The organism is Streptomyces sp. NPDC016459 (assembly GCF_040632845.1).
Classification (GTDB): domain Bacteria; phylum Actinomycetota; class Actinomycetes; order Streptomycetales; family Streptomycetaceae; genus Streptomyces.
The window spans coordinates 354,457-370,728 of the sequence record NZ_JBEYCR010000003.1; the positions used below are offsets into that span (position 1 = coordinate 354,457).

Below are 16,272 nucleotides of genomic sequence, written 5' to 3' on the forward strand. Positions count from 1 at the left end.
CCCTTGTCGTCAAGGTGACGAATTAGGGAGGGGTGGCCCCGCCCCCTGTGCCGGGACGAGCGTCCTCAGCCTCCGACCGTCGCGGGCAGCGGCTCGGTCTTGGGCGGCGCCGGACGTGGGGACGGCTCGGCGGGGGCCAGACCGGGGGCGCGTGCCGGGTGTGCCGGGGTCACGACCACGGCCGCTTCCGCGTCGGACCCCACGATGGCGCGCGGCGGTACCGTTCGGGTCCGCCGGCCCTCACGCGCGCGCGTGGGGCCGGGCCCCGGCGCCGGGGCGGGCTCGGCAGAGGGGCCGTCCTCCGGTCCGGCCATCTGTCCACCCCCCGAGCCGTCCTTCGTCAGGAGGACCACGCCCCGGGCCGCGACCAGGGAGGCGGCGGCCGCGACGAGCCAGCCCCAGGCGCCCGCCCGGAACGTCTCGCCGAGCAGGGCCACCCCGATCACGGCGGCGGCCGCCGGATTGGAGAGGTTGACCACGGCGAGCGGGGCGGCGAGACCACCCCGGTAGGCGGCCTGCGAGAGCAGGAGTCCACCGCTTGCGAAGCCCGATATGAGGAGCGCGAGGAGGGCCGTCTGCCACCAGGCCGGGGCGCCGCCCGGCAGGTCGCGCGCGAACGCGGCCGTCAGGGTCTGGGTGAGCGCGGACGCGACCCCGGAGGCGATGCCGGAGGCCGTGGCGTGCCCGAGCCCGTTGCGGCCCCGGGCACCCGCCCGGCCCTCGCGACCGTGCGACCGGCTGGAGGCGAGCGCGGCGATCAGGGCCATGGTCGCCCCGGCGACGACCAGGGACTCGCGCAGGCTGAGTGCCTCGCCGGGGGCCGCGGGCCCGGTCATGGCGACCAGTCCGACGAGCCCGGCCAGGGTCCACAGCGCGCCCCGCCATTCGGTACGGGTCACCCGCCGTCGCGCGTGGTACGCGCCCAGCGGCAGCGCCGCCACCAGCGTCAGCGCGCCGAGCGGCTGGACCAGGGTCAGCGGCCCGTAGTGCAGGGCGGCGACGTGGGCGAGGGCTCCGGCGGCGTTGAGGCCGACCGCGGACCACCAGGGTCCGTGGGTGAGCAGCGAGCGCAGCGCCCCCGGCCCGCCCTGGACGGGGGAGGCGGCGGCGAGCCGGGACTGGGCGACGGCGGCGAGCGCGTATCCGGCGGCGGAGACGAGGGAGAGCAGCACCGCGATGACGGTGCCGAGGGCGGCGTTCAACGGAGCGCTCCTGCCGGGAGAGGGGCCGTCCCGGGCGCGTGCTGCACGGGCGGCGGGGAGGCCGCTCGGCGGCCGGGGGCGCGTACGACGAGCAGCGCCGCGCCGAGGAGCGCGGCGGCGGCGAGCGCGTCGGCCCAGTAGTGGTTGGCGGTCCCGACGATGACGAGCAGGGTGACCAGCGGATGGAGCAGCCACAGGAACCGGTGGCGGGACCGGGTGGCGGCGATGAGCCCGATCGCGACCATGAGCGCCCAGCCGAAGTGCAGCGACGGCATGGCCGCGAACTGGTTCGCCATCGAGTCCGTCTCCGGCGTCGCGCCGTACACCGAGGGTCCGTAGATCCGCGCGGTGTCGACGAGTCCTCCGGCCGCGAGCATCCGGGGCGGGGCGAGCGGCATCAGCAGGTGCAGCGCGAGCGCGGCGGCGGTGACGAGCGCGAGGACGCGGCGCGACCACACGTAGTGGGCGGGGCGGCGCGCGTAGAGCCAGACGAGGAAGGCGAGGGTGGCGGGGAAGTGGACGGCCGCGTAGTACGTGTTCGCCGCCCGGATCAGAGGTTCACCGTGCAGGAACAGCTGCTGGATCGTTCCCTCGCCGGGGAGGTGGAGCGCGCGCTCGGCGTCCCAGACGCGGTCGGCGTTCCGGAAGGCGCGGGTCTCGTGGCCGTTGGCGAAGAGGCGGCCGCACTTGTAGACGAGGAAGAGCGCGGTCACGAGGGCGAGCTCGCGCAGCAGGGGCGGTCTGGCGGACTCGCCGGAGCGCTCGCCGTCCGCTTCCGCCGCCGGTGCGGGGCTGCCGTCGCCGCCTCCGCCGGCGTGCCCGGAGGGGCCCGGGGTGGGCGTCAGCCCCGTTCCTGCAGGACGTGGTCCTCGTATCCCGCGTATCCCGGCAGCCATCGCGCGGCCCTCTAATCCGTCCCATCGGCAACAAACGGAGTGAGCCTAGATCCGATTTCATCGAGACGCAAGCGTCTCGATACGGTTGCGTCTCGATTGTGCACCCCCTACTCTCGTATGTGCACGACCAGGTGTCCGGGAGGGATCGATGTCCACAGAGGCCGCGACCGCCGCAGCCCGCCGCAGCAAGATCACGCCGGAGCGCGAGACGGAGTTGTACGACGCCGTGCTCTGCCTCCTGCGCGAAGGCGGCTACGACTCGGTCACCATGGAGGGCGTCGCGGCCCGCACCAAGTGCGGCAAGGCCACGCTCTACCGCCAGTGGGGCACCAAACCGCAGCTCGTCACCGCCGCGCTCGCCCAGCGCCGGTGCACCGTCTTCGCCGGCATCGACACCGGCACCCTGGCCGGGGACCTGCGGGAGGCGGCCCGTATCGCCGCGTCCCACCACGAACGCGACGCCGAACTCATGGAGGCCGTCGCCCAGGCCTTCATCCAGCACCCCGACCTGCGCGCCGCACTCCGCGAGACCGTCATCGCCCCCGAGGTCGCGGCCATCGACGCGGTCGTGGCGCGGGCCGTCGAGCGGGGCGAGGTCGACGCCGACAACCCGGCGATCGGATTCGTCGCGCCCTGCTTCCTGGGCATGCTCCGCGTCGAGCGCCTCTTCGAGGAACGCTTCACCGACGCGTCGAGCATGCGCGGCTTCGTCGACGCCGTCCTCCTCCCGGCCCTGCGCACCGGGGCCTGACGCCCGAGGACGCTCCCCGTCCCCCCCCCGGTCGGCCCCCACCGCCACGACACCGCCCGGCCCGTCCGGCACGCTGGGAGCATGCCCGCGCACCGCCATGACGTCCGTGTCCGCCGGGTCTACGAGGCCCCGTCACCCGACGACGGCGTGCGGGTGCTCGTCGACCGGCTCTGGCCGCGCGGGCTCGGCAAGACCGACGCCCGCATCGACGAGTGGCCCAAGGCCCTCACCCCCTCGACCGAACTCCGCCACTGGTACCACGGACCGGACGGCGAGTACGAGGAGTTCCGCCGCCGTTACGAGGCCGAACTCGCCGCGCCCGAGGCCGCCGCCGCTCTCGACCGGCTGCGGGACCTCGCGAACGGACAGACCGTCACCCTGCTCACCGCGGCCAGGGACCCGGCCGCCGCCCACACCGCGGTGCTGCGAAGCGCCCTCGACCCGGCCGGGACGTAACCGCCCTACGTCGTCCCCCGGCACAACCGGGGTGCCTCACCCACCGCGTCGACCACCGCGCCACCGGTCCCCGCCACCAGCGCCGCCGCCTCCGCCGCCTCCGCACGGTCGGCCAGCTCCCGCGCCCAGGACACGAGCCCGCCGACATCGATGCCGTACGCGCCGGCGGCCGACGCGCTCCCGGCCGGCCCGCCCGCGAGGCGGTCGGCGCCACGGCGCAGCAACCGCGCCCCGCCCGCCGTGTTGCCCCGGGCGGCGTGCGTCAGACCCACGGCGAGCTGCGCGAGGCCCTGCCACAGCTCCCGCTCCGATTCCGGACCGGACTTCCAGGCGTCCTCGAAGACCTCGTGCGCGTGGAAGGGCATCCCGGCGTCCAACAGCCGCTGCGCCTCCCGCAGGGTCTCGGCGGGCCCGCGCACCACGCCCTCCGGCTGCCGGGGCACACCCTCCTCCCCGTACGGCAGGGGCCGGCCGAGACCGTCCCGGGGACGCGCGCTGCGGGCCCGCCCCTCGTCATCACGGTCTCTCCCACGGTCACTCGCTGTCCGCTTCACCCGTTCATTGTCGCCCTTCCGACGATCAGGACCGCTAGGCTCAACGATCCAGTGGGTCGCTGGTCCGCGTGGGTCACGCGGGTCACATCAAGGCAGTTGCTCGTGTGGGGAGTGAGTCACCGGTGCCGTCGGAATCCGAACAGTCGCCGCCCGTCAGGCCCTTCGAGACCCCCGCAGGTCCCGGCCGTGCGGCAGCCTCCGTCGCCGCACGGAACGACGGGCTGCTCGAACGCGGCCCCGAGCTCGCCGCCGCCGTCCACGCCGTCGACGAACTCGTCGCCGCGGCCACGGCGGGCGGACCCGTGCGCGGCGGCATCCTCGTCTACCGGGGCGAGCCGGGAATCGGCAAGACAGCGCTCCTGGCCGAGATACGCCGCACCGCCCAGGACCGGTGCACCGTCCTGACCGCCCGAGGCGGCGAGACCCTCACCTCGGTCCCCTTCCACCTCGCCCGACAGCTCCTCCAGCCCGCCCTCGACGGCTTCGGTGCCGAGGAGGTCCGCCACCTCTTCGGCGGCCACTTCGACCTCCTCGCGCCCGCGCTCGGTCTCGCGCCGCCGCCCTCGGCGGCGCCCGCCGACCCCCAGGGTGTACGGGACGGACTCGCCAGGCTCCTGGACCGGCTCGCCGAGCGGCTGCGGGACCGGCCGCTGGTGCTGCTCGTGGACGACGCGCAGTGGGCCGACGCCGAATCCCTCGACTGGCTCGACACCTTCACGCGGATCCCGAGGGAGGGCCGGCTGCCCGCCCTCGTCATCCTCGCCCACCGCCCCCTGCAGACGGAACCGAACGGCGCCGGCGTGCCCGCCACCCTCGCCGACATCGGCGACCGCGCCGTCCTGACCCTGGGTCTGCACGCCCTCACGCCCACCGCCACCGCCGCACTCGCCCGTGACGTGCTCGGCGGGCACGCGGACGAACCGTTCTGCCACGAACTGTGGACCGTGACCTCCGGCAACCCGTACGAGACGGTCGAACTCCTCGCCAAGGTCCGCGACCGGATGCTGGAACCCGTCGCCGGATCGGCCGCGCTCCTCCGCGACCTCGGCGCGGCCGCGCGTGGCGGAGGCCTCGTCTCCCGTCTGGAAGCGCTCGGCCCCGGACCCACCCGCCTCGCCTGGGCCATCGCCGTCCTCGACTCCGACAGCACACCGAAGCTCCTCGCGGAACTCACCGGCATGCCCCCGACCGAGGTCGCCGAACACACCGACCGGCTACGCCACGCCCGGATCGTGCAGACCAGGCAGGCGGTGCCGCCCTCCTCCACCGACCGGCTGGAGTTCGCGCACCCGCTCATCGCGACCGCCGTCTACGGATCCGTGCCGCCCGCCTTCCGGACCGCCCTGCACGGGCGCGCCGCCTGGGCGCTCACCTCGGCGGGCCTCGGCCCCGCCGCCGTCTCGCGCCACCTCCTCGAAGTCCACCCGGACGACGACGAGGACGTCGTCCGCCAACTGCGGGCCGCCGCCGTGGAGCACCTCGCCGTCGGAGCCCCCGAGGCCGCCCGCCGCTGTCTGGGGCGCGCCCTCGCGGAACCGCCGGGCGCGGAGACGTACGCCGGGTCCTCTACGAACTCGGCTGCGCGTCCCTGCTCACCGCACCCGGCGCCACCGTCCGCCACCTGCGGTCCGCGCTCGAACTGCCCGGCCTCGACGACGCACTGCGCATCGACGCGACCCACCGGCTCGCCCAGGCCCTCGCCCACGACAACCAGCTCCAGGAGGCCGCCAGGACCGCCGGCGCGGCGGCGACCCGGACCCCGCCCGGCACCGGCCGCCGACGCCTCCAGGCCGCGCACTTCATGTTCGAGGGCTTCCAGGCCGCCGAGGAGGACGGGCAGGGCCGCTCCCGCCGCCTCGCCGAACTCACCGAGCACTTCACCTGCGCCGACAACTCCGAGCGTGCCCTCGTCGCCGTACGGGCCTTCGACGGGATGATGCGGGGCGAACCCGCCGACGAGATCGTACGGCTCTGCGACCGCACCCTCGTCGACGGCGCACCCGCCCGGGGACTCGGCTGGACCGACACCACCTGGGGCTTCGAGATCCCGGCGCTCACGGGCATCGCGTACGCCTTCTCCGACCGTCCCGACCGGGCCGAGGCACTGTTCGGCGAAGCGGTCCGGGCCTTCGAGATCTCCGGCTGGAGCGGCGCCCACCTCGCCTTCGCCCACACCCTCCTCGGCCTGGTCCACCGACGGCGCGGCGACCTGCCCCGGGCGCAGCACCACCTGGAGGAAGGGCTCCGGCTCGCGGACCGGGTCGGCACCGGGCTCCCCGTCCACTGGGACACCGCCTGCCTCCTCATCGACACCCTGGTCGCCCGGGGCCGTACCGCCGAGGCGCGGAGCGTCGCCGACCGCTACGCCTTCGGCCCGCCCTGGCCGGGCGCGATCGTCCTGCCCGACGGCCCCAGCGTCCTCGGCCGGCTGCTGCTCGCCGAGGGCCGGAGCGAGGAGGCGGTGGCCACGCTCGAAGCGGCGGCGGAGTCCCTGGCCGGCCGCGGCAGGCACCACGGCCTCTGGGCGCCCTGGCCCTTCGACCTGGCCCGCGCCCTCGCCGCCACGGATCCGGACCGCGCCGCCCGCATCGCCACCGAGGCGCACGCCCGCGCCGAACGCCTCGGCACCCCGACCGTCCTGGGCGAAGCCCTCCGCTGCCTGGCCCTCTTCGCCGAGCCCGAGGAGTCCCGCCGCCTCCTGACCCGGGCCGTCGAGCACCTGGCGGCGTCCCCCTCCCGCTACGAGGAGGCCCGAGCCCGTCTGGACCTCGCCCACGCCACGGGCTCCGCCACCACCCTCGCCGAGGCGAGGGCCCTGGCGGCCACCTGCGGCGCCGACCCCGCCGCCACGGACCCGGTGACAGCCCGTGCGTCATCCCGCCCTCCGGAGTGAGGTAGTGTTTTCCCTGCACGCCGACGCGGGGGAAACCCGGCGGAGACGCGCACCGGGACGTGGCGCAGCTTGGTAGCGCACTTGACTGGGGGTCAAGGGGTCGCAGGTTCAAATCCTGTCGTCCCGACTTTTCGAAGTCGTTGGATCAGGGGCCGTTTCAGAGCAATCTGAAACGGCCCCTTGGTCGTTTCCGGGGTCCAGTCGGGAGCCAACTCGCCTGGGCGGGCGACGGGCGAGCATGTGATCTGGACATTCCTTATGTGCTCCGTTCGACGGCGCAGCCCGGCAACCTGCGGATCGGTCGGAACGAGGGAACGGATCCGGCCCCAGCGCGCCGTTGTGCGCCCCCTGTGCGCCCGCTGCCGCGTTCTCTCTCCCGTGGCAGGGGCAGAGGGGTGGGGTGGCTGCTCACGTCAGGCCCCCATGGCATGACGGAGGACCGAAGGGGTGGGAATGCTCAGAGTGACGGTGGTCTACGAAGCACAGCTCCTACGTGCTGCGCTCGTGGACCTGTTGCGGTCGGGAGGGTGCTCGGTGGTGTCCTCGCTGCCGAACTGGCCGCTGGGCCCGACGCACGAGACGACGGCGTCGGACGTGTACGTCGCCGATGCCGAATGTCTGCCGCCCACCGAGGCCGCGTCCCCGACCGCGTCGGCACCGGCGACGTCGGCCGCTCCGGATGGGTCGCCGCTGCTGGCGCTGATCCCCGCGCAGCGGCCCGGCGTACTGCGTCGGGCCTACGCCGCGGGCGCGACGGGATTCGTCGACAAGAACGGTTCGAAGAGCCGATTACTGGAGGCGGTGCACTGTGTCGCCGCAGGTGAGCGCTTCATCGACGACACGCTCGCCCTCGGGTTCCTCCAGGCCGCGGAGATGCCCCTGACCCGGCGTGAGCTGGCGGTTCTCTCGCTGGCGGCGAAGGGAGCACCGGTCGCCGAGATCGCCGCGGCGTTGTATCTGTCCCGAGGCACCGTCCGCAACTACATGGCGAGCGTCATCCGCAAGGTCGGCGCGCGGAACCGGGTGGACGCCATCCGGATCGCCCAGGGCGCCGGATGGACCTGACCGCCGTCGCGTGACGCCCTCCGTTCACCGCGGGACGTCGTTCCAGTGCCCCACCAGGTCGCGGTAGAGCGCCGAGCACGCGAGCAGGTCCTCATGGGTGCCGTACTGGGCCCGGGTGCCGTCGAGGACGAGGACGCGGTCCGCGCGCAGAGCGGACGACAGCCGGTGGGCCACCACGACCAGGGTCCCGGGCCGGGCGCGCAGGGCGTGCTCGGCCGTGGCCTCCGCGACGGGATCCAGGTGGCAGGTCGCCTCGTCGAGCAGCAGCAGCGGGGCGGGGGAGAGGTGTGCGCGCCCCAGGGCGATCAGCTGGCGCTCGCCGAGGGACAGGGTCTCCGGCGTCAGCGGCCGGTCGAGTCCGCCGAGACGTTCGACGAGCGGTTCGAGGGCCAGGACGCGGACGGCCTCGTCGACGTCGGACCGGCCTGCGTCGGGCCGTAGGTACCGGAGGTTGTCCCGCAGGGTGCCCGTGAAGACGTAGGCCTCCTGCGGGATCAGCACGCGCAGGGCCGCCAGCTCCGGCGGGGTGCACTGTCCGACGGGGCGGCCGGAGAGGCGTACGTCCCCCTGGTCGGGCGTCAGCAATCCGGCCGCGACCTGCAGCAGGGTCGACTTGCCGATGCCGCTCGGGCCGACGACGGCGAGGTGCTCCCCGTCCTCGACTGTCAGTTCCAGACCGTCGAGGACGGCGCGGGTGCCGGGCCCGTACGCGGCCCGGACCCGGCTCAGCTCGAGGGCCCCAGCCGCACGGCCGGTACGGGAGAGTTGGCCGTGCGGGGCCGCGGGAGGAACGGGCGCGGGCAGCGGCCGGGTGAGTCGGTCGAGGATGACGAAGAGGCGTGCTCCCGCGGCGCCCAGGACCGTCATCAGCGTCTGCAGGGCGGGGAGCAGCGCCTGGAGGACGTAGGTGAGCGCGCCCACCAGGGCGCCCGTCGTGACGCCCTGACGACGCAGCCACGGGGTCGCGGCGAGCAGCAGGAGCACCGGCAGCTGGCCCGCCGTCGCCACGGAGAGCGTGCGCACCGCCGCCCAGCGGGCCATGGCCCGCTGGGCGGCGGCGGCCTCCTCGATCGCGTGGCGGTTGTGCGCGGCGGTCGGTTCCTGGGCGCCGCAGGCGACGGTGTCGCGCAGGGCGGAGCAGGTGATCTCGGCGCGCCGTCCGACGGCCTCGTCCGCGTCGAGGTAGCGGTGCTGGGCCTTTGCCATGGGCCGCAGCGAGGCGGTGAACAGGGCGAGGCCCAGCACGAGCGGCGGGAGGACGACGAGCAGGAACTGCGGCGCGAGGGACAGCAGACCGACGAGGGCTCCCGCGGCGACGAAGACGAAGGAGCGGGCGGCGAGCACCAGTCCGGCGAAGCTGTCCCGGGCGATCTCGGTCTGGCTGGTCAGCCGGGACACCGCGGTCGTGTCCACGGTGCCGCGTTCGGCGGTGGCGCGGCGCAGCGCGTGCTCCACCGACCGCCGTACGAGGTGGTCGCGCAACGGTTCGGTGAGGTGGGCGAGTTGGGCGAAGACCCCGCGGACGACCGGAGCGCCGAGGAGGATGGCCACGGCGGCGCCGGCCAGCCAGAGCAGCCCGGTCGCGGGTGCGCCGCGCAGGAAGCCGTCGTCCAGGGACCGGGCCACGCAGTAGCCGCCGAGGAACGTCTGCGTGGACTCGGCGGCCGACCACGCGCCCAGTCTGACCAGGACGCCCGTGCGGCGTCCGAGAAAGACCTTCGCGAGAGACATGAGACGCCGGGTGGTGCCGGGTTGGTCCGCGGCCGGCCCTGGTGAGCGGAGGGCTGCCCGGGTGTCCCGGGCCGCGGCCGGGCCCGTCTTCTCCTCCGTCGTCATTCGCCCGCCCCGAGGACTTCGGGGGCGGAGCGGTCTGCGGAACGGGACGGTCGCGCCACGGGCGCCGGTACCGCCGCGGGCTTCGACGGCGGATGCGGGGCCGATGCCGCCGCGGCCTCCGTGGCGGCGCCCGTACCCGCCCCACCGGCGGGCGTCGGCGCCTCCGCCAGGAACACGGCGCGGTAGTCCGGGTCCTCCCACAGCCGATGGTGCGGTGCGTACCGACGTACCCGGCCCGCCTCCAGCCAGACGACCCGGTCCGCACGGGCCGCGGTGGACACCCGGTGGGCCACGATCACCTTGGTGCAAGGACGCGGAAGGGTGGAGAGGGCGAGCTCCACCTGTCGCTCGGTGGCCGTGTCGAGGCTGGACATCGCGTCGTCGAGAATCATCAGGCGCCCCGCCCCGATGAACGCCCGTGCCAGGCCCAGGCGTTGGCTCTCGCCACCGGAGAACGGCGCTTCGTCCAGAGGGGTGTCGTATCCGCGCGGCAGCAGACGGATGAAGGCGTCGGCCCCGGCCGCCGTCGCCGCCCGCACGATCTCGGCGGTCGTGGCGGGGCCCCGGCCGGGGCCGATCCCGGCGGCGACGGCGGAGCCGACCGTGGCGGCGGGGCCGCCGTCGAGGACGGGCCGGGCGAAGGCGTAGGCGGTCGCCCCGCGCAGTGCGGCGTGGGGCAGCTCGGCCAGGTCGACACCGTCGAGGAGGACGCGTCCCGCGTCGGGGTCCGTCAACCGGCCGGCGACGGCGGCCAGGGTGGACTTGCCGGCGCCCGAACGGCCCACGACGGCGACCGTCGATCCGCCGTCGACCGTGAGCGTCACGTCCGTGAGCAGCGGGACGCCGTCGCGCGCCACCCCGACTCCCCTCAGCTCCAGACCGCCGGTCCCGTCGGCCGGCAGGACGGCGGAGCCGTGCGACATCGCCGGGAGGTCGGCCAGTTCGGCGGTACGCCGTCCGGCGCTGCGGGCCCGGACCAGTGTGCCGAGCGGTGCCGCGATGCCTCCGATGCCGGCGGCGAGGGCGGCGTACCGGGAGGCGGCCAGCAGTTCGCCGACGCTGAGCTCCCCCGAGGCCAGCCTGGTCCCCGCCACCGCCACGACGGCCGTGGTGAGCAGCGGGAGCAGCACCCCGCTGCGGGCCACGGCACGGCCGTGGACGACCCACATGCGCGTGCCGTGCCGTGCCATGTCTTTCAGGGGGGCGAGGACGCGCTCCTCCTCGCGGCGCACCGTGTCGGCGGCGGCGATGGTACGCGCGCCTCGCAGCGCCTCGGCCAGCCGGGCGGCGACGGCGCCCTGCGCCTGCTGGTAGCGGCCGACCGTGTCGGACGACTGGTGTGCGAACGCGCGCAGCAGGAGCAGGAGCAGGGGCAGGCCGGCGACGAACACGAGGGCGAGCCGGAGGTCGATGAGGGCGAGCGCGACGAGGGCGCCCGCCGGGGCGAGTACGGAGGACACGAAGGTCGCGAGCGCCGCCGGTGCGGTGCCGCTGTCCGAGGCGTTGACACACAGCCGGGCGGCGACGTCGCCGCCCGAGTGGGCCGCGGCGCGGTGGGGGGCGGTACGGAGCAGTCCGGTCAGCGCGCGGGTGCGGATCCAGGCGGTGGCGCGGGCGTTGGTGAGCTGGGTCAGCAGGACCGAAGCGGTCTCCAGCAGGACCTCCGCGGCGAGCAGTACGGCGACGCACACCAACCAGGTTCCGGCGCCGGGGCGTTGGTGCAGCAGCAGGTCGAGGGTCCGGCCGGCCGTGGCGGGGACGGCGAGCGAGCAGGCCGCGCCGGCGACCGAGCAGGCGAACAGCGCGACCGTGGTGCCCGCGGTGTGCCGTACGGCGCCGCGCAGCAGTCGGTCGGAACCGGTCGGCGGGGCCATCCGATCCCTTTCTCCTGGCGGGTGTGGTCCCGCCGCCGGGTCGCCCGCGATCGGCCCCCGACGGCCGGTGCCCCGGGAGACACGCTCCAGGGGCACCGTGGCTCCGCGACGGCCTGAACGGCGGCCGTGCGCGGAGCCGGACCGGGTCAGTTACAGGTCGTCACGCTGAGGCTGCTGTCGCCGCAGAGCAGAAGGCTCGCGCGGCTGCCGGTCTCGACGTCGCCGATGGCCTCGTCCTTGGGGGTCTCCAGCGACTGCAGGTCGAACAGGTTCATGATCGTTTCCTTTCGTGTGGGGACGGTGGTGCATGGACGACCCCGGTACGGGGCCGGTTCTGGGGCCGCGGAAGCGGCGGGAGGAACGGCAGGTGGGCCGGGCGGTCGCCCAGCGCCGCCGCGAGGGCCAGCAGGACGCCCGCGGTGCCGGTGGAAAGGTCCATGGAGAGCCGCATCATCTGTTCGCCGGGGAAGGCGAGACGGCCGCGGTAGGACATCGCGTGCCAGGTGAGGCAGCCGATCTGGCGGCGTACGTCGGCGGGCGTCGTGCCGGGTCCGCCGGCGTTCGTGCGGGCGAGGTGGAGCACCATCCCGGCGGCACCGCGGAAGAGTCCCGGCTGGGCGTAGAAGGTGGCCTGCGCCGCCCGCACGATCTCGTGACGGGCCCGGTCGAGGGCGTCGTCGCGGCGGTGCAGGAGGAAGTCGTCGATCACCATGCCGATGCCCACGCTGCCGGCGCCGAGGTACGGCATCGTGCGCCAGCCCTCGTCGACCTGGAGGGTGCCGGAGATTCCGCGCACACAGCGGGAGAGGTCGTCGTGGAGCGCTTCGGCGGCGAGGTCGAGAAGGGCGGTGTCCCGGGTGCGTTCGTAGAGCCGTACGAACAGCAGCGCGCGGCCGGCCCCACCGTGCAGCAGTCCGGTCCGCGTCCGGCCCGGCGCCGCCCCCGGAGCCCCGGAGGCCGCGACCGGCGGACGGGCCGTCAGTTCCGCGCACCGCAGGGCCGCGTCATGCAGGCCCGTCTCGCCGGTGGCGCCGGCCAGGGCGTCCAGGGCCAGGCCGATGCCGGCCGTTCCGCCGTGCAGGTCGGGGGCGAGGGCGTCGTGGTCCTCGGCGAGGACGAGTTCGGCCAGTTCGAGGGCGGAGGCCGTGTGGCCCAGCCGCTGGAGGGTCCAGGCGATGCCGGTCAGCCCGTCGTAGAAGCCGAGCGGGGTGCCGGATTCGGGCTCCTTGGCGTGCCGGAGGAGTCCGGCCTCCGCCGCCGGACATCGCTCGGCGCCGCTCTCCTGGAGGGCGTGGAGGATTCCCGCGGTGCCGTAGCCGAAGGACAGGCCGCCGCCGACGGTGGCGAACTGCGCGATGTCACCGGGGAAGAAACGATCCTCCCGGTCGGGCGTCGCCGACGCGAGGATCGCGCCGACCATCGAGTCACGGCTGTGCGGCCAGTTCCCGGGTTCCTCGGGAAGGAACCGGGCGCGGGCCGGCGGCCGGCCGGCCGCGGGCGCGCCGGACACCGGTGCGCCGGACGCGGAGGAACCGTCGGGTGGCGGGGCTCCGGCCGGATCGCGGGTGATCTCCCGTACCGCCTCGTCCAGGAATTCCGGCGGTACCGGGAACTGCGCCGCCGCCACCTGCGCCAGGTGCGCGGCCTTGGCCCGGTCCACGGCGAGCAGGCTGGTGAGCGGGACGAACAGGGCGATCCGCAGGCACGCGAGGGCGTAGCGGTCCACGTCGACGCCGCGCCGGTCGGCGGGTGCGACGAAGGCCGGGTTGGCGACGGTCTGGCGGCCGCCCTCGGCGGCCGGCTGCGCCGCCTCGAAGTCCAGCAGCACCACGGAGGACTCGTCCTCGGACAGCATGATGTTGAAGAGGTGCAGGTCGTTGAAGACGATTCCGCGTGCGTGCACCGCGGCCACGGCCTGTTCGACGAGGCCGTGCACGCGCAGGGCCCACTCCGTGTACTCGGCGAGCCGTTCCGCGGACGGATCGGCCTCCATCAGCGGATGCCTGCGGGCGAAGAAGGTGTTGAGCGGCTTGCCCTCCACGAATTCGAGGACCAGGAAGTGGTGGTCGCCGACGGTGAAGCTGTCGAGGACCTCCGGAGTGCACGCGAGCCCCGAGAGCCGCTCCAGCGCGCTGCGTTCGCGGTGCAGCCGCGTGACGGCGTCGGCCCCGTCGGCGGCCAGCCCGGCGTACGGGCGCGCCTCCTTCAGCACGACCCGTCTGCCGGTCTGCCGGTGCCGGGCCTCGTACACCCCGCCGCCGTTGGAGAAGTGCAGGGCCTTCTCGATCTCGTACGGCATGTCCTGGACGGTCACCGCGGCCCTCGCGTCGAGGTGCGGGCGCAGGAAGGCCGGCGGCGTCACCCACTCGGGCACGTGGAAGACGGGACCGCGTCGGTCGGGTACCAGGGTGCCCGAGCCGTCCTCGACGGCCGGCCGCAGCTCCCCGTGCTCGTCGTAGCAGTGACGGCGGACGAAGCTGCCGTACCGCAGGTGCACGGGCCCCCGGCCCCACCGCAGGTCGCTGAGGATGTACGGGCCGGGTTCGCCGTCGAGCAGACCCGCCAGGTCGGTGGCCACCCGCTCGCACTGCTCGTCGTCGGCCGGGTACACCGTGATGAACTTGCCGCTTCCGGCGCGGTCCGCGTACTTGGCGTTGCGCTGGTGCAGCAGGTAGCGGCTCGGAACGAACTTGAAGGCCACGTCGTGACGCAGGCAGTAGTCGCGAACCGTGGCGAGGACCGTCTCCGCGTTGTCGAGTCCGGCCGAGACGTGGATCTTCCAGCCCTGCGCCGGGAGGACGCTGCCCACGGGACGCAGGGCGAGCCAGTCGCCGGTCCGGTTGCGGGTCCAGCCCTCGGGGACGGGGAGCGCGGCGGCCGGGTAGAGGGAGTCGCCCGCTCCGTCGGCGAAGACCAGACGGTGGGGGGCGTCGTAGAAGTGGCGGTCGGCGTCGCAGAAGACCGCGTACCCCTTGTTCACAACGCACTCCCTCCGGTCGGTGACAAGGACGACGTTGTCATGCCCCCCACGGACCCCGACAGTCACCGCTGTCACCTTCCGCCTATGCGTTACGCACAGGTAACCGACGCCTCGCTGCCCCGCCCGCGTCAGGGGCGGCACGCACATCACACCGCCCCCACTCGGTCACCGGCGATCCGTGCGTACGATGCGACAGCCGGTGCCGTACGCGTGCGGCAGTCGCGTGGTGGCCGGGCCCGCAGGGACCAAGTGCCCTTCCACAGCGACGGCGAGGGCCCGCACCGAGGGGAAAGAGGCTCCATGCCGGGTCGTCACGCGGTCGTGGTCGGGGCCGGAATCGGCGGCCTCACGGCCGCGGTGGCGCTGCACCGCCGTGGCTGGCACGTCACCGTCTGCGAAAGCGCCGCCGAACCCTCCGTCACCGGCGCCGGTATCGGTCTCGCCCCCAACGCGCTGCGTGCCCTCCACACCGTCGGGGTCGACGTCACCCGGGTCACCGGCGGCGCCGTACCCGCCGCGATGGGTGTGCGCCGCTCCGACGGCCGGTGGCTCACCCGGATCCGTACCGCCGATCTGACGGCCCGCTACGGGATGCCCCCGATCGCCGTCCCGCGCCCGTCCCTCGCCGCCGCTCTGGCCGCCGCCCTGCCGACGGCGGCCCTCCGCTACGGCACCGCCGTGACCGCCGTCGACGACGCCGAAGGCCGCCCGGTCCTGCGCACACGGGCCGGCCCGGACCTTCCCGCGGAGATGGTCGTCGCCGCCGACGGGATCCACAGCCCCCTGCGCCGCGCGTACTTCCCCGCCCACCCGGGTCCGCGCTACCTGGGCGAGACCGCCTGGCGGGCCCTCGTGGGCGCCCCGGACCTGGGGATCGAGGCCATGAGCGAGACCTGGGGGCGGGGCGAGCGGTTCGGCGTCACCCCGCTGTCCGACGGCCGGTTCTACCTCTACGCCACCGCGGTCGTCCCGGCCGGCACCCGGTCGGCCGACCCCCGCGCCGAACTCCGCCGTCGTTTCGGCTCCTGGCACGAACCGATTCCCGCCCTGCTGGACCGCGTCGACCGCCTCGCCCCCGCCGACGTCCTCCGGCACGACCTCTACGAGCTGGCCGCCCCGCTCCCGCGCCTGCACCACGGCCGGATCGCCTGGCTCGGCGACGCCGCCCACGCCATGGCCCCCAACCTCGGTCAGGGTGGCTGCCAGGCCGTCGAGGACGCGGTGGTCCTCGCCCACCTGCTGCCCGCAGGGGACCGGGGTGACGGCTCGGACGGCGTCCCGGCAGCCCTCGCCGCGTACACCGCCGCCCGCCTCGACCGGACCGACGCCGTGCGTGTCCGCGCCCGCCGGGTCGGCCGCCTCGGCGCCCTCGGGCACCCGCTCGCGGTGGCGGCCCGCGACCTCGCGGTCCGTGCCACCCCGAACCGGCTGGCCCTGCGCGGCCTGGACGACCTGTTCGACGGCTTCCGCCTCCCGGACCGGCCGGTGGGCTGATGCTCTCCGCCGGGGCCCGGTCGGACTGAACCGGGGCCTGGCCGGACCGAACCGGGGCCCTCGGTTCCGGACGTCCATGAGCGGGTGGGAACGGTCCAATCCGGAACCTTTCCGGCGACGACGCAGGTCAGCGGATCGTTCGAGCTTGGACGGTCCGGCGCGTCCGCGCCCCGGGAGGCGCTGCGGAGTACCGGAGCACCGCCTCCCAACTGGCCGAACGACCAGTCGGTAGGGGCCCGTCGGACGTCGCGGCCGGAAAGGTGCGACCACG

At 74.9% G+C, this 16,272-nt stretch carries 11 protein-coding genes, 1 tRNA gene and 1 pseudogene; 6 read left to right on the plus strand and 7 right to left on the minus strand.

Features of this window, described 5'->3' with window-relative positions:
* Positions 1-65: 65 nt before the first annotated feature.
* Together ABZ567_RS11800 and ABZ567_RS11805 are read right to left on the minus strand one after the other, a co-directional pair.
* Positions 66-1,202 (minus strand): DMT family transporter, encoded by a 1,137-nt coding sequence (locus ABZ567_RS11800; RefSeq protein ID WP_360787238.1) that lies wholly within the window; start codon positions 1,200-1,202, stop codon positions 66-68.
* Complete coding sequence (locus ABZ567_RS11805) at positions 1,199-2,098, minus strand: phosphatase PAP2 family protein (protein ID WP_360787241.1); 900 nt, start codon at positions 2,096-2,098, stop codon at positions 1,199-1,201. The genes ABZ567_RS11800 and ABZ567_RS11805 overlap by 4 nt, the downstream gene beginning before the upstream one ends.
* Before the next feature lie 148 nt (positions 2,099-2,246).
* Between ABZ567_RS11805 and ABZ567_RS11810 the strand changes: the two genes are divergently transcribed.
* Positions 2,247-2,849, plus strand: coding sequence for a TetR/AcrR family transcriptional regulator (locus tag ABZ567_RS11810; protein WP_360787244.1), 603 nt, complete (start codon positions 2,247-2,249; stop codon positions 2,847-2,849).
* 81 nt (positions 2,850-2,930) lie between these two features.
* Positions 2,931-3,305 carry a DUF488 family protein gene (locus ABZ567_RS11815; protein WP_360787246.1) on the plus strand — a complete coding sequence of 125 codons (375 nt, stop codon included), beginning with the start codon at positions 2,931-2,933 and terminating at the stop codon, positions 3,303-3,305.
* Positions 3,306-3,310: 5 nt separating this feature from the next.
* On the opposite strand, the gene ABZ567_RS11820 is transcribed toward ABZ567_RS11815, so the two are convergent.
* Entirely contained in the window at positions 3,311-3,859 is a 549-nt protein-coding gene (locus ABZ567_RS11820) for a DUF309 domain-containing protein (RefSeq protein WP_360787249.1), read from the minus strand.
* A gap of 221 nt (positions 3,860-4,080) precedes the next feature.
* Between ABZ567_RS11820 and ABZ567_RS11825 the strand changes: the two are divergent.
* From ABZ567_RS11825 to ABZ567_RS11835, 3 genes and pseudogenes are all read left to right on the plus strand, one after another.
* Positions 4,081-6,752: pseudogene (locus ABZ567_RS11825) on the plus strand (AAA family ATPase).
* Positions 6,753-6,805: 53 nt separating this feature from the next.
* Positions 6,806-6,879 (plus strand) — tRNA-Pro (locus tag ABZ567_RS11830).
* A gap of 326 nt (positions 6,880-7,205) precedes the next feature.
* A complete protein-coding gene (locus ABZ567_RS11835) occupies positions 7,206-7,817 on the plus strand; it encodes a response regulator transcription factor (protein WP_360787251.1) in 612 nt (203 codons plus the stop codon).
* Positions 7,818-7,841: 24 nt separating this feature from the next.
* On the opposite strand, the gene ABZ567_RS11840 is transcribed toward ABZ567_RS11835, so the two are convergent.
* The 4 genes from ABZ567_RS11840 to lanKC all read right to left on the minus strand — a co-directional run bounded on the left by ABZ567_RS11840 (position 7,842) and on the right by lanKC (position 14,507).
* Positions 7,842-9,548, minus strand: coding sequence for an ABC transporter ATP-binding protein (locus ABZ567_RS11840; RefSeq protein ID WP_360787253.1), 1,707 nt, complete (start codon positions 9,546-9,548; stop codon positions 7,842-7,844).
* Between the two features lie 101 nt (positions 9,549-9,649).
* Positions 9,650-11,527, minus strand: a complete 1,878-nt coding sequence (locus tag ABZ567_RS11845) for an ABC transporter ATP-binding protein (protein ID WP_360787255.1) — start codon at positions 11,525-11,527, stop codon at positions 9,650-9,652.
* A gap of 146 nt (positions 11,528-11,673) precedes the next feature.
* The gene (locus ABZ567_RS11850; RefSeq protein ID WP_015037662.1) at positions 11,674-11,802 is read right to left on the minus strand and encodes a SapB/AmfS family lanthipeptide; all 129 of its coding nucleotides are present in this window, start codon (positions 11,800-11,802) and stop codon (positions 11,674-11,676) included.
* Positions 11,799-14,507, minus strand: coding sequence for a class III lanthionine synthetase LanKC (gene lanKC, locus ABZ567_RS11855; protein WP_360787258.1), 2,709 nt, complete (start codon positions 14,505-14,507; stop codon positions 11,799-11,801). Before lanKC ends, ABZ567_RS11850 begins: the two co-directional genes overlap by 4 nt.
* Positions 14,508-14,807: 300 nt before the next feature.
* Between lanKC and ABZ567_RS11860 the strand changes: the two genes are divergently transcribed.
* Complete coding sequence (locus tag ABZ567_RS11860) at positions 14,808-16,001, plus strand: FAD-dependent monooxygenase (RefSeq protein ID WP_360787261.1); 1,194 nt, start codon at positions 14,808-14,810, stop codon at positions 15,999-16,001.
* Positions 16,002-16,272 lie beyond the last annotated feature (271 nt).